Genomic DNA, 13890 nt, shown 5'->3' on the forward strand with positions numbered 1-13890 from the left:
TTTAAAGTTTTAACATGTTCTTCCCTGCAGAGCGCTTACGCGCTCTTTTAGATTAAGCTAATGCACAACCATTTTTTGCTTAATTGCTGGCATTAATGTTTTACCATCGCCATCTACTTTGTTTAATAATTTTAATCCCATCACCTTTGCAAGTACTGGGTAAATATCAAGGTTACTTACTTCCTTAAGGCTTACACCTTGTTTAAACGCGGGGCCAACAGCAATAAATGATGCTGCCATATCATCAGTATATGCATAACCATGAGTGCCTAAATAGGTTGGCTTTTTACCATTAGTAAATACCGCTGGCGCTGTAGTTTGCACCACAATATCGCCTACACGCGTACCTTTATTGTAATGATACGCTGCTAATTGCTCGTCAGTTAATACTGTATAACGACCGTTTGACGCATCTCGTAAACGTGCTTTGTAACCTTCAATATCAGCGTTTTTAGCATCAGGCTGAGTATAAATAAGTAAACGTGGGCCAGTATTTTTAACTAAAAAGTTTTCATCTTGAGGCAGTGTGGTTGTATCAATACTTTTATCTGGATCTATACTCGTCATACCGTGATCCGACACAATAACTAAGTTTACCTCTTGCTCTAATTTACTTAAGCGAGCTTGTAATTGCCCCATTAATTCATCAAGCTGTTTAACAGCATCACGCGTTTGCGGTGCGTCTGGTCCAAATTCATGGCCCATGCTGTCAACTAGCGAAAAGTAACTCGCAATAAAACGTGGGCGCTGTGCTTTTGGTAAGCTTAACCACTGAATAATTTGATCAACACGGCTTTGGTAATCGCTGTATTTAGAATAGTGATAAAAGTAATCTGGTGTTATGCCGTTAAATAATGCATCTGACTCAGGCCAAAAATAAGTAGCCGATTTAAGCCCCTGCATTTTTGCTAAATTCCAAAGCGGAATACCCTTTACCCATGTGCTATCGCCCAATGCTTTGCCCATGCTGTAACAGTCGTTTTTACGCGCTTTATCACAAAAGTTATTATCTACAATGCCATGGTTTACCGGCAGTAAGCCCGTAATAATAGAAATATGATTAGGAAACGTTTTAGTTGGATAAACAGGTATTAGCTTTTGTGCGCGAACACCGCGCTCGGCCATTGCTTTTAAATTTGGCGCGCCGTGTTTTTCAATATAATCCCAACGCAGGCCATCAATTGATACAAGCACCACAGTTTGCTCTTTTGCAGCAAATGCGCTGTTCATTCCTAACATTAGGCAAATTGATACTGCCTTTAAAATCCACTGTTTCATTATAAACACCTATAAATGCACAACAATTACTCAAAAAATTATTTTAAAGCAAGTTGTTACTTTATGATACAAACTGATAGATTAAACCCTGTATATTAAAGACGAATGACAACCGGTTACAAAAACAAATGACGATGTGCTAAAAATTATGCCAGTCATCAATGTAAACAAGGATAAAAGCAAAGATGACCATAGATTTTAGTAAAAAAATAACGCCAGCACGTATGTATCGCACCACCTCTAACTTACAAATGGCGCTAGAAAGCGACCGTGGTCGAATAATAAATAGTGCCGCTATTCGCCGCCTACAGCAAAAAACTCAAGTGTTTCCGCTTGAACGCAACGCAGCTGTTCGTTCGCGCTTAACTCATTCGCTTGAAGTACAACAAGTTGGCCGATTTATAGTGCAACGTATTTTTGCCAACTTAAATTATCAACAACAAAAAAGTTACGGCTTAACCGACCTAGAACGCCCGCTAGAAAGCCTAGTAGAAATGGCCTGCCTAATGCACGACATAGGCAACCCACCGTTTGGACATTTTGGCGAAGCAGCAATAAACCACTGGTTTAATAACAACCTAGCAAGCGTTACACCCGAGCGTTGTAAAGAGCCAAATACCGGTATTGGCGTTATTTTTAAACACCTTGCGCTTGATATTTGTAACTTTGAAGGCAACGCCCAAGGCATACGTATAATTCATTCTTTGCAAACGCTTAATTTAACGTATAGCCAAAGTGCCGGTATTTTAAAATACACTCGCCCTGCTGGACTTGATGTAAAAGACATTCCGCAAAATAAAAACTATTTAATGAAAAAAGTAGGTTACTACTACAGCGAAAAAGCCTTTGTTGATGCACTCCAAAATGAGCTAACTATAGAGCCTTACTGCCGCCACCCGGCGAGTTATATAATGGAAGCAGCCGACGACATTTCGTACTGCTTAGCCGATATAGAAGACGCCGTTGAAAAAGATATAATAAGCACCGAGCAATTATGCCAAGCTCTTAAAAGCCATTATAAAAAAGCATTAATAAACCTAACAATAGACGATACAGAACATCTAAACTTTGTAGATAAAGCCGTAGATTACGCACTCGATCGCGCCAAAGCACAGCCATATAATTTTAACAGTGAATTTTTTATATACCTACGCGTAGCACTTTTACACCCATTGGTTAATCATGCTGCTAAGCGCTTTATCGAAAATATAGAGCCTATTTATCATGGCGATTTTAACCACGCACTTTTAGAAGACAGAAGCCACTTACACGCTGTAACCAAAACGCTAAAACAGGTGGCGCTTGAGCATGTTTTTTCAAATAAAGAAGTCGAAAAACTAGAGCTACAAGGCTATCGAATAATCAACGGCTTACTCGATTGCTACAAACCGCTACTGCAATTAAACAGCGATGACTTTAAGCGTGCACTCAATGGCGATTCACGTTTATTAATAGAGTCGCGACTTGTTAAAAAGCTCTCTAAAAAGCACTTAAATAGTTACCAACACGCAATAGATGCGATGCAAGAAGAGCCCGATCACTTTGCTGCATACGAGTTTTATTATCGTTGTAGATTAATTCAAGATTATATAAGCGGTATGACTGACCAATTTGCTTACGATGAATATCGAAGCTTAATGGTCATCGATTAGCGGAACTTAAGTTAACTTACCCTAGATAATTTTCAATTTTGCGCTTAAAATCAAACTATTAATATTTAAGCGCACATAACTTTATGATATCAAAATTAATACAATTTACTCTTTGCTTTACCTTATTTTACAGTACGCAAAGCGCCGCCTACAACGAAGCTATGTGCATTTTAATTAAACAAGAAATGCAGCAAAATAGTAATAATAAAGCGAGTCAAAAGTATCGTAAAGCAGCGCGTGATTATAAAAACAACTGTAATAAGCCAAAAGAAATTCAAGTCCAACCTAAACCACAAATAATAGAGCAAGAACCCACTATTGTTATTCAGCCGCAACCTCAAGTTGTTGAACCTGCCCCCGTTATTGAACCTACTGAAGAAGCTGTTAAAGATAGCATAAACGAGCAAACGCTTAATTTAACTAATGATCAAAAACAACAAATAAACGATCAGCTAAATACCAACAGCAACAAAATAGTAATAGATGCTGAGCCAACAAAGGTAACAACCGAGCAAGTAATAACAGAGCAAAAAAGTGAAGATGTAATAGAACAAATAAAACCGGCGACGCCAGAGCAAAACGTTCAACCTACGTCTGAAAAGCCTATGCCTGTAAAACCAGCACCTGTGGTAACTAAACAAGCACCCGTTACTGCACCGCAGCCTGTAGCACAAAGCCCAAGCTCGTTACTTTTACCCACTTTAATACTTGTTATAGTGGTACTTATTGGCGCTATGGTTGTAGTGCGCCTGCGCCGCGCAAAACAAAGTAAAGCAACGGCAGCACCCGTTATGGCGATTCAACCTGAAGTTAAATCAGAAAAAACTCCTACGCCAGCTAAAGCGGAAATTAAAACAACCGCACCTGTAAAAACAACAGAAGAGGTTGATGCTGAGCCTGCTGAAATTAGTAAAGTAACCCAAGTAGATAAGATAGTTGAGAGCAACATAGCAGTAAACAAAGAGTCAGAGCCTACGGATATGGCGCAAAATGTTGATACTGATGTTGATGTTGATGTTAAAAGTACAGCTACACCAAGTACAAATGAGCCACACACCGTAACTGCTCAAGCGCAAACAAGCGAAGTGGAGCCTACACAGCTTGACTCAACACCTCTTAACCCAACTGATATATTAGAGCAAGCAAGTACCGCTACGTTTAACAAAGTAAAACAAAAACCTGAGCCTAACACTGCCGAGTTTGAAGCCGCCGCTAAAACAACCTTAGAGCGTATTAAAAATGCCAGCAGCTTTAATGAGCCAGAGGTACGCGACTTTGACCCAGATGCAAAACCAGTAAAAAAACAACGTAAACACCATGCTGCCCAAATAACGGAGCCTGCGTCAATAGAGGCTGAACATAACACTGTAGAGCCAGTTATTAGCACTCCTGAGCCAGTAACAGCGAGTGAACCGGTTGTAGATTTACATACGCCAGAGCAAATATCTGACGCTCAATCGACTTTGTATACAACTGAGCAAGACTTTAAAGAACCAGAAGTGCGTACATTTAACCCAGATGCACCATTACCTGGTGAAAAGCCAATGCCTAAAAAAGAAAACGCGGAGCCTGAGCAAGCACAAACAGCACAGCAAATTGATGAGCCACAAAATGAGCCTAAAAAAGCAGACAGTAGCAACCCATTTGCAAACTTATCGCTAGATTCAAGTTGGGATCCTGACTCAGCTGAAAAGCCTAAAATAGAAGAGAAAAAACGCGCCCCTAAATCGCAAGCATTGATAGATGCAGAAGAACGCGCTAAAAACATGCAAACCAAAGAGTAAATTTACTGTAGCGCCTTACAAAGTGAGGCGCTGTTTTAGTAACTAAATAATTAACTGCTTTTTCATCCCGTACTACTTACACTCTTGTGCCATCCTTAAATACGCTTTAGTAATTAGAAGCTTCGCTTCTCGCGCGAGCAAGCTGGGCGCCTACCGTAATATTCAAGCTTGCGAGTCTTTTGTAAGCGTATAACTTGTTGATGCGGTGGGCGTAGCTCGTAATTTATATGTTTTGGTGCCTTCTCATTTGCCCCTCTTTTACTTCTCTTTGTACAATAAGATTTTAAGTAACTTATTCACAAAGAGGTTAAGAGGACGCTGCGCTTTAGAGAAGCCAAAAGTAGGTAACAATCAGCTTTAAATATTAAAAGCTTCGCTTCTCGCGTGAGCAAGCTGGGCGCCTACCGTAATATTCAAGCTTGAAAGTCTTTTATAAGGGTTTAACTTGTTGACGCGGGGGCGCAGTGCATACATTTAACTGGTGGTATTTTTAGGCTGGAGTTTACAGCTACGTTATCCGTAGCCTTGAATTAAAATAACTTGGTCAACAGGTCTTAGTTAACAGCATGTGTTGTGCGCTTATTTTTAAGCTTTAACCCGCCAATTAATAGCAGTGGCCCTATAAACATAGCAAGGCCATACACGCCGCCAGTGACTGCATATTCGGGTTTATTTAAAAAGCTAATAGCAATTAATATGGCAAGCGATGCATTTTGAATCCCGACCTCAATAGAAAGCGTCAGCGAGTCGGTTACATCAAACCTAGAAAACTTAGCGATAAACCACCCTACTACCATAGAACCTATATTTAACGCTAGGCATGCCCAAAATACATCATCGAATGAGCTAATTAATAAAGCTCGCTCTTTTATTACCAGTGCGGCAATCATCATGAGCATAAAAAACAACGAAAAGCGCCTAAAAAACGGCTCTGTTTTAATGGCAAAATCACTCTTAAAATGACGTAGCCAAATCCCAATAGCCACTGGCACTAAAGTAATAAAAAACAGCCCGAGTGAAGTGGTTAAAATTGAAAAACTAGCATCGTCTGCTGGTGCAAATTGGTTTATAGCAAAGCCAATAATAAACGGCGTGGTTATTATGCTAATAGCTGTAGAAGCCGCGGTAAGGCTTACCGAAAGGGCTAAATTAGCTTTAGCGAGCTGACTCACTACATTTGACATAGTGCCGCCTGGGCACGCTGCTAATATCATTAATCCTATTGCTATTGGCGTGGGTAAATTAAGTAAATAGCATAAGCCTAAAGCAAGCAGCGGCATGGCAATAATTTGGCCAACCAAACCCATTACAATCGCAAGAGGCTTTTTAAAAAGCCGAGTAAAGTCATTTACAGTAAGTCCAAGCCCCATGCCAAACATAATAAGTGCTAGGGCGAGTGGAAGTACAACCTCTGTTAAAATTGATGCATTCAAATTAGGCAACCTCGTTTATTTTTGTTTTTATAACGAGTACTTCGTAATTAAATGAATAAGGCGTTAGTAGCGTTTTTATTTGCTCTTGTAGTGCACTAAACTCATCTTCATTTACTAAAATATTCGCTTTGATGCCTAACTTTTTATCAGCAAATACGTTTACCTGCACGGTTTTATTTTTTAAATTTGTGCTAATTATCTCTGTTATCGTTTGTTTAATTTCAAGACAAACTAGCTCTGGCTTATAAATTTTACCTACAGCGGTCAACGGTATTTCATCAATAATATAAATAGCTTTTGGTACTGCTGCACGTTCAGGTACGTTAGCACTAACGTACTCGGTAAGCTCTTCCAGAGTGAGTACACTTTGTGGTCTTAATGCCACGTAAAGTACCGGCACTTCGCCTGCGTAGCTGTCAGGGCGAGGAACTGCTGCTGCAAGTGTTACATCACTATGGCTTGTTGCAGCGTCTTCAATCATTTTAGGGTCAATATTATGCCCGCCACGAATAATCAGCTCTTTTTGCCTGCCGCATAACGATACATAGCCGTTGTCATCAATTTTTCCTAAATCACCGGTTCTAAAATAATTTTGGCCATTTTCGTCAACAACCCATGCATCTTGATTATGTACGTCTTCAACGTAGCCCGGAAATACGTTATTTCCGGTAATAATTATTTCGCCAACATCGAGCGTGTCGCATACTTTTATAAGTTTGCCTTGCTCGTTTATTTCGGCAATTTTAAGTGTAATGCCAGGTATTGGTAGCCCTACTGATGCCTCGGTATTTATTGGATTTACTGGCATTAAGGTACTTACCGAGCTGCCCTCGGTTGAGCCATAGCCTTCAACGAGTGGTGTATTAGTGAGTTTAGTAAATAACGCTTGTAGGTCTGATGAAAGCGGCGCTGCACCACAAATAGCAAACTTCATTTTAAGAGGCGGTACAGTAATTTTTTGCGAAGTAATTTGCTCAACCATGGCTGCGTATACCGTAGGTACTGCCGTCATTACGGCTACATCGTAATTATTAATTATAGTGAGCAAGTTTTGTATTATATTTTTACCCCTAAAGCCTGAAGGGCTTGCTAGTAAAATTTTACAGCCTTTCATTACCGAGGCGATGCCCGTTGCCACTGCCGCATTTACATGAAAAATAGGCAAGCCAACCAGCATGGTATCACCCGCATTTACCGGCGAAAGTAAATTAACTTGGCCTGCGTTTGTGAGCTGGTTTAAGTGTAAGTGCTTGGCAAGTTTTGGTAAGCCAGTTGTACCACCTGTATGAAAATACGCACACACGTCGCTTTGCTCAGGCAAAATAAAACTAGCCGTTTGAGTATTTTGCGCCGCTAATAACTTTTTAAAACCATACACCGGTACTTTATTATTTTGCGAGCAAGCAATGTCCTCACCAAATAAACTAATGACCGCTTTTAAACCGGGTATATGCTCTTTAATCGCCATTACTTTTTGCCAAATATCGCTACCTGGCACAGGCCCTAGAGCAATAATTACTTTGGTATTAGCAGAGATCATAATTTCTTTCATTATGCTTTCATCTAATAACGGATTGATTGGATTAGCAATACCAGCAGCTTCGGCTGCCCACAACGATACATACGTTTCAGGAAAGTTAGGTAGCACAAGTGAGGTAACATCTTTTTTAGTAATACCTAACGAATACAGACCATTGGCAAGCCCCGTTACGTTATTAGCAAGCTCTTTGTAGCTCATTTTACGATGCGGGTTTGCAAAACTCTTACCTTTAAAGGTCATTAAAATACGATGAATAAGCTTTTTAGAAAATGGAATTTGCGCTTCGCTGATACAATCGCCATCTAAAATATATTCAATTGCAGTGGCTTCACCAAAGTTTTTTGATGATTGTAAAATGGCATGATAAGTGGAGCGAGGAAGTTGCTCTGGGGATATTTCAGCAAGATTTAAATTGCCAACATCGGCGTGGTTTTTAATTGTTGTTATATTCATAAAACCCTCAACGTATTTTTATAATGTGTGTGTTTGTATGTGAGTGCATAGTTGTATAAACGCGACTGTGCTGTGTGGGCAACAACCGCGTAAAATTTAGTCTATCAAAAAATAGCTTACTGCCTATGGATTAATCTAAAAAGCTGTTGTCTTTTGCGGCAACCACCTGATACATAGGCTGAAAATTCCCCCATGTTACAAGTTCTGAACCATTGGCTTGTTTTGTATGTAGCGCTACGTCATGTGAAATTAGTTTTGGCTCGCCTGCAGCTTGCGCTAATAACTGGCTTTGGCAGCAGCTATCTAGCAATACAAAATGGGCGACTGCGGCATCAACCGACGAACCCGCAGTTAGCAAACCATGGTTTTGTAAAATAACAGCGCAGTTATCAGCAAGTGATTTTGCAATCATATCGCCCTCTTCGCTGTCGGCTACTACACCGCTAAATACATCAAACACACTATGGTTTTCGTAAAATACGCAGGCATCTTGCGAAATAGGTTTAAGTAGCTCACCTAATGCTGAAAATGCACGGCCATAGCGAGTATGTGCATGGGCAACTGCATTTACACTTGGATGCGCCATGTGAATACGCGAATGAATTGCAAACGCGGCATTATTAATGGGCGTACTGCCTTCAATAATATTACCTTTATGATCGACCCTAATTAGGTCAGACGCTTTAATATGCGCAAAGTGCATACCAACAGGATTTACCCAAAAAGTGTCAGGCTCAATGCAATCACGAAGTGTAATATGCCCGGCAAGGCCTTCATCAAAGCCATACATAGCAAAAACCCTAAATCCAGCGGCTAGTCGCTGTTTTTCGTAAGTGCGTTGTTGTTCAAGGTTCTCGAATTTAGGCGGCATAATAAGTTTAAATTTATCGCTGCCTATGGTCATTTTTGCGGCTTGTTGCTCAAGTGTACTGCTCATAATAATCCTAAATTAAACTCTGTTGACTTTAGTTTAGTCTCGCTTATGATAAATAGAAGTGATGTTAATTAATGGTTAAACATAAATACTATGCATGGAAAGATAGATTTAAACCTGTTTGTAATTTTAAAAACAGTATACCAAGAAGGCAATATTACCAGTGCGGCCGACAAACTACATTTAACACAACCTGCTGTTAGTCATGCACTTTCTCGCCTTAGGGATAAGTTTGACGATCCTTTATTCATTCGCCACGGCAGGCGTATGGTGCCCTCTCCTTTTTGCCAAAAAATAATACTGCAAGTTATTGAGTCGGTACAGGTGTTAGAGGCCACTATGAATAGCGAAAGGCTATTTGATATTGCCGCTTTTAAGCGTGAAATTAAATTTGGCTTTAGAGATATTTTAGAGTCGATATTTTTTCCACCACTCATGAATGACTTACTTACTAATACCCCTAATATCACTATTAATAGCCGTCAGGTTTCTCACGTTGATATGGAAAAGTCACTCGAAAATCAAGATCTCGATATAGTCATTGATGTACTTACGCCAACCAGCAACCACATAAAAAACACTTTTATTTGTAACGAACACTTTTCACTTATTTGCAGACGCGATCACCCAATATTAAATGATTTAACCATAGAGAATTACGCAAAAGCGTCGCATGCGGTTGTATCGTTAAAGGGGGCACAGGTAGATTTAATTGATATGGCGCTTGCTAAACATGCATTAGCGCGCAACGTAGTACTGAGGTGTGAGCATTATTTTGCGGCAACTAAAGTAATAAGCCAAAGCGACATGATAATGACCATGCCAAACTCGTACGCGCAGGTATTAAAACAACAATTGCCAGTACATGTAACCAGCTTGCCGTTTGATGTGCCGCTAATGCCTGTACACATGTATTGGCACGAACAAGCACAAAACGACTTAGTAAACAGTTGGATGCGAGATAAACTACTAGCTTTAGCGCAGCAGCTTATCCCAAAAGAAAAACTTAAAAACGGTAATTAAATTGAGCGTGATAGCTACGCCCGCGTTCAGACAAAAAACGATGTGCGTAGCTAATTACAGGCACGTCGTTCGCTTGCGAAAACGTTTGTTTATCGGTTAGGTTTTTAGCTAATAACGATACCGACCAATTCCCTTCACTGCTACCAAGCTCTACGCGTAAATTAAGTTTTTCGTAGGCGCTTTGCTGCGCTATTGGGTCAAGATCTTGTTCTAAAAAGTAATCATCACTAAAGTTAAGCGCCAAATTACTGCTTAGAGTAAGGTTTGAAAATACCTCTGTATTGTAATCAATCGCTATATTGCCTGAATAATCGGGAGCAAATGCGCCGGTTTTTCCTGTTAAATCTTGAAATTCCTGTCCAAGTAACTCACCTTGCATAACCGTTGGTGAAGCACTGGCGTATTGCTCGTATTCAAAATCAAGTAACGCAAGATTTGCCGATACCTGCCAGCTTTCATTTATTGCCCAGCGCGAGTCTACTTCAATCCCTTTTACTTTAGTTTCGGCAGCATTTTTAACCACAAACGCATTACCATTAAATTCAGATACTTGTAGATCGTCGTACAGGGTGTAAAACACTGTCGCGTTTACTTCTAATACATTTTTAATTGGCTCGGCTTTTATGCCAAATTCAAAGTTTGTGGCTTTTTCATCATCAAACTCAAAACCCGAATTTTCATCAACCGTATTACCTTGTGAGGCATTTAGTCCTGAGCCATCAAAGCCACCGGCTTTGTAACCTATGCCTGCGCTTGCAAATAGCATGGTGTCGTCAAACCCTAAATACTGCACACTAATATTAGGTGATAAGTGCGACTCATCACGCTTAGCAGCAAGGTTATGTACACCCGCTCCCGAAAGCTGCCCTGCAATAGTGGGCGCGGCCACATTAGCAAATTGCTGTACGGCTTGCGGTGTATTAGGCTCAAATACGCTATATACACTTTGCACACTACTCACTTCTTTTTCTTCTTTTTGATAACGCAGGCCAAAATTAGCGCGCCATTGCTCGTTTACATTCCACGTAAGGGCTGTAAATGCTGAGTAGCTTTCTTGGTCTTGATCAAACAACGCATTTACGCCCAGTGATGTGCCAGGCAACTCTGGAATAAGTAACGATGCGCCAAATAAAATATCGTTTGGGTGCTCAAGCTCGCTGCTCATATAAAAAATACCCGCAACGTATTCAAGCGTGCGTCCTGTTGGCGAACTGACCCTAAACTCTTGAGTAAACTGATTATAGTTTTCTAAGTAGTCTTGTTTTATAAGCGGGATTTCTGAAAAGTCGGCATCAAAAGTTGAGTCCCAATCATACTCGCTATAAGTGGTAACTGAGGTAAATTCGTATTCGCCATGATTATAGGTTAACTGTAATGAGGCATTATCAAGCGTGGTTTTACTTTGTTCATTAAGACCACCTGGGTGGCCATCTCCCGATACCGAACTTGTGTAATCAAGGCCCGTATCGTCACTAAGTAAAAATGAGCGATACCCCACATTCCCTGGGTTTGTAGGATCGCTTGCTATTTGTAAATCGCGGTTGGGTGTATCAATAATATATTGATAGCGCGAGCCATGCGATTCAAACTCACCGTGTTCCCACTTAAACAATGCGTTTATATCATCGTTTATTTGCCAATCTACAGACAAACGCGCCCCCGATGAATCGTTAGATTGCTCATCGCTTTGGCGCGCTTGGTTATATAAAAAGCCATCAACCGAGTGATCAAATGCGGCAATGCGTATGGCTAAATCATCATTTATAGGAATATTTATAACGCCGGTAAAACGCTTTTCGTTATCTGATCCAAACTCTGCCGACACATTGCCCTCAAACACATCGGTTGGCGAATTTGAAATCATACTAAATGCGCCTGCAGTGGCATTTTTACCAAACATAACCGACTGCGGGCCTTTAACAAGCTCCAGGCGCTGCATATCTAAAAATGGAAATTTAGCCTGGTGTCCGCGCCCTAAATAAACGCCATCTTTGTACATAGCAACCGATTGTTCAAAACCCGAATTAGTGCCTGAGCCAATACCGCGCACAAAAATACGCTTACTGCTTGAGGTTTCGGTTATATGTACGTTGGGTAGGCTTTCGCTTAGGTCGAGTAAATCGTCAACGCTATTTTTATCGAGGTAATCGCCAGAAAGTGCTTGAATAGAAGTAGGAATGTCTTGCAGTGATTGCACCCGCTTTTGAGATGTAACGGTGATGGTTTCTAGCTCGCTTTTATTTACTTTATTCTCGGCGGCTTGTGCCATGCCCACGCTTAATGCACTGAGCGTAAATAAAGTAAGTGCTTTGTGCTTTAAAAAAGAGTGTTTTAAAAAAGAGTGTTTTAAAATTGTGTGTGACTGTGTGTGTTCAGTTGTCATAGCTGCAACTCCATTATAGAGGTTATTTTTATTGGATAATTTTGCGTCTATTTCATACTGACGAGTCTTAAAATAAATAACAGTGATGTTTATTTATTCAGCACTATTAGTAATATTTATAGTTGCTCTCGTTTAGCAGGTAATCAAAAAAATAATTAAAGTAAAATTTATAGAGTTTAAAACCACTAATAATGTTTTATTTACTTAAAGCAATTCTGTAAAGCCCCTTTACAAGCGCCAGCCTTTTATAACTAATTTTACTACAGCTCTTTATTTAATATTGTAGCTACGCGCTCACTAAGCTCGGGGAGTACTGTTTGCTCAAACCATGGGTTCTTTTTAAGCCAAATATTATTACGAGGGCTTGGATGTGGGAGCACTAAATAGTTTGGCCAATACTCACGCCACGATTTTACCAACTCAGTAAGTGGCAACTTTTTAGTGTCAGGTAAGTGATACGCCTGCGCGTATTTACCAAGCACTATTGTCAGCTCAATATTTGGTAGTGCAGCTAATAATTGCTCACGCCATGCCGGTGCACATTCTTTTCTAGGTGGTAAATCACCCGACTTACCCCTACCCGGATAGCAAAAGCCCATTGGCAAAATGGCTATATTATTGGCGTTATAAAACTCATCACGTGTTAGCCCAAGCCATTCTCGTAGCCGGTTGCCGCTTGCATCGTTAAATGGCACTCCGGTTTCGTGAACTTTTATACCAGGTGCTTGGCCCGCAATTAAAATACGTGCGTTTGGGCTAAATTGTATTACTGGGCGAGCACCCAAAGGTAAATGAGGTTCACAGATCACGCATTTACTAACTTGATCCATTAATTGGTGACTATTCATGTTTATTTGGCCTTAAATGCTTAATATTTATCCTAAATGGCCATTTAGGATAAATGAGTTGGTAAAAAATCGGTTTATTTTATCTAAAACGAGCGTTAGTTAGTAAAATCGTGATCTTTAAGCTAAATCGAGCTACAGCCCTCATAAAACCTAATGCTAGTCTGCCCATACAGCAAACTCGTTCCCGCTTGGCTCAGCAAAATGAAACCGACAACCACCCGGAAATTCAAAAATGGGCTTTAATATTGTGCCGCCATGCAGTTCTATTTTTTTGTAGGTATCGTGAATATCATTACTATAAAAAACCAAGAGCGCAGCCCCGTTTTGAGTAAGCGATTTAAGCGGTGCGTTAAAAAACCCACCATCGAGCCCTTGGCCGCTAAACGCCGTGTATTCTGGGCCGTAGTCAGTAAACTGCCAATTAAATACATGACTAAAAAAAGCTTTAGTAGCAGGTAAGTCACGTGCTGGAAACTCAACGTAATTTAGTTTTTCGTGATCGCCCATCGTTATTTCACTCTTTATTTTTACTCAGTTTATTAACCTTAAGCTTTACATACGG

Annotated in this window: 10 protein-coding genes; 3 read left to right on the forward strand and 7 right to left on the reverse strand. The window is 40.3% G+C overall.

Annotated features, from left to right (window positions below):
* Nucleotides 1–57: 57 nt before the first annotated feature.
* Nucleotides 58–1278 (reverse strand): alkaline phosphatase family protein, encoded by a 1221-nt coding sequence (locus I6F49_RS12070; protein ID WP_197180697.1) that lies wholly within the window; start codon nucleotides 1276–1278, stop codon nucleotides 58–60.
* A gap of 185 nt (nucleotides 1279–1463) precedes the next feature.
* Between I6F49_RS12070 and dgt the strand changes: the two genes are divergently transcribed.
* Together dgt and I6F49_RS12080 are read left to right on the forward strand one after the other, a co-directional pair.
* Nucleotides 1464–2930 carry a dGTPase gene (dgt, locus tag I6F49_RS12075; RefSeq protein ID WP_197180699.1) on the forward strand — a complete coding sequence of 489 codons (1467 nt, stop codon included), beginning with the start codon at nucleotides 1464–1466 and terminating at the stop codon, nucleotides 2928–2930.
* Between the two features lie 83 nt (nucleotides 2931–3013).
* Entirely contained in the window at nucleotides 3014–4714 is a 1701-nt protein-coding gene (locus I6F49_RS12080) for a cell surface protein (RefSeq protein WP_197180700.1), read from the forward strand.
* Between the two features lie 554 nt (nucleotides 4715–5268).
* Here the strand turns inward: I6F49_RS12080 and I6F49_RS12085 are convergent.
* From I6F49_RS12085 to I6F49_RS12095, 3 genes are all read right to left on the reverse strand, one after another.
* The gene (locus I6F49_RS12085) at nucleotides 5269–6147 is read right to left on the reverse strand and encodes a bile acid:sodium symporter family protein (protein ID WP_197180702.1); all 879 of its coding nucleotides are present in this window, start codon (nucleotides 6145–6147) and stop codon (nucleotides 5269–5271) included.
* 1 nt (nucleotide 6148) lies between these two features.
* On the reverse strand, nucleotides 6149–8140 hold the full coding sequence (locus I6F49_RS12090) for an AMP-binding protein (RefSeq protein ID WP_197180704.1): 1992 nt from the start codon (nucleotides 8138–8140) through the stop codon (nucleotides 6149–6151).
* 130 nt (nucleotides 8141–8270) lie between these two features.
* Nucleotides 8271–9077, reverse strand: a complete 807-nt coding sequence (locus I6F49_RS12095) for a class II aldolase/adducin family protein (protein WP_197180706.1) — start codon at nucleotides 9075–9077, stop codon at nucleotides 8271–8273.
* A 90-nt stretch (nucleotides 9078–9167) separates the two neighbouring features.
* Here I6F49_RS12095 and I6F49_RS12100 point away from each other — a divergent pair, with 90 nt between their 5' ends.
* Nucleotides 9168–10097, forward strand: a complete 930-nt coding sequence (locus I6F49_RS12100; RefSeq protein WP_197180708.1) for a LysR family transcriptional regulator — start codon at nucleotides 9168–9170, stop codon at nucleotides 10095–10097.
* Here I6F49_RS12100 and I6F49_RS12105 read toward each other — a convergent pair.
* The 3 genes from I6F49_RS12105 to I6F49_RS12115 form a co-directional block, all read right to left on the reverse strand.
* On the reverse strand, nucleotides 10081–12480 hold the full coding sequence (locus tag I6F49_RS12105; RefSeq protein WP_197180710.1) for a TonB-dependent receptor: 2400 nt from the start codon (nucleotides 12478–12480) through the stop codon (nucleotides 10081–10083). The two genes, I6F49_RS12100 and I6F49_RS12105, sit on opposite strands and share 17 nt — an antisense overlap.
* A 260-nt stretch (nucleotides 12481–12740) precedes the next feature.
* Nucleotides 12741–13328 carry a uracil-DNA glycosylase family protein gene (locus tag I6F49_RS12110; RefSeq protein WP_197180712.1) on the reverse strand — a complete coding sequence of 196 codons (588 nt, stop codon included), beginning with the start codon at nucleotides 13326–13328 and terminating at the stop codon, nucleotides 12741–12743.
* 156 nt (nucleotides 13329–13484) lie between these two features.
* On the reverse strand, nucleotides 13485–13835 hold the full coding sequence (locus I6F49_RS12115; RefSeq protein WP_197180714.1) for a VOC family protein: 351 nt from the start codon (nucleotides 13833–13835) through the stop codon (nucleotides 13485–13487).
* Nucleotides 13836–13890 lie beyond the last annotated feature (55 nt).

The organism is Pseudoalteromonas sp. SWN166, from assembly GCF_015864485.1.
GTDB lineage: Bacteria > Pseudomonadota > Gammaproteobacteria > Enterobacterales > Alteromonadaceae > Pseudoalteromonas.

What these genes read in the sequence shown, in the direction of transcription:
- I6F49_RS12070 (WP_197180697.1), bottom strand. Translation starts at nt 1,278, where the DNA reads ATGAAACAGTGGATTTTAAAGGCAGTATCAATTTGCCTAATGTTAGGA.
- dgt (WP_197180699.1), top strand. Translation starts at nt 1,464, where the DNA reads ATGACCATAGATTTTAGTAAAAAAATAACGCCAGCACGTATGTATCGC.
- I6F49_RS12080 (WP_197180700.1), top strand. Translation starts at nt 3,014, where the DNA reads ATGATATCAAAATTAATACAATTTACTCTTTGCTTTACCTTATTTTAC.
- I6F49_RS12090 (WP_197180704.1), bottom strand. Translation starts at nt 8,140, where the DNA reads ATGAATATAACAACAATTAAAAACCACGCCGATGTTGGCAATTTAAAT.
- I6F49_RS12095 (WP_197180706.1), bottom strand. Translation starts at nt 9,077, where the DNA reads ATGAGCAGTACACTTGAGCAACAAGCCGCAAAAATGACCATAGGCAGC.
- I6F49_RS12100 (WP_197180708.1), top strand. Translation starts at nt 9,168, where the DNA reads ATGCATGGAAAGATAGATTTAAACCTGTTTGTAATTTTAAAAACAGTA.
- I6F49_RS12105 (WP_197180710.1), bottom strand. Translation starts at nt 12,480, where the DNA reads ATGACAACTGAACACACACAGTCACACACAATTTTAAAACACTCTTTT.
- I6F49_RS12110 (WP_197180712.1), bottom strand. Translation starts at nt 13,328, where the DNA reads ATGAATAGTCACCAATTAATGGATCAAGTTAGTAAATGCGTGATCTGT.
- I6F49_RS12115 (WP_197180714.1), bottom strand. Translation starts at nt 13,835, where the DNA reads ATGGGCGATCACGAAAAACTAAATTACGTTGAGTTTCCAGCACGTGAC.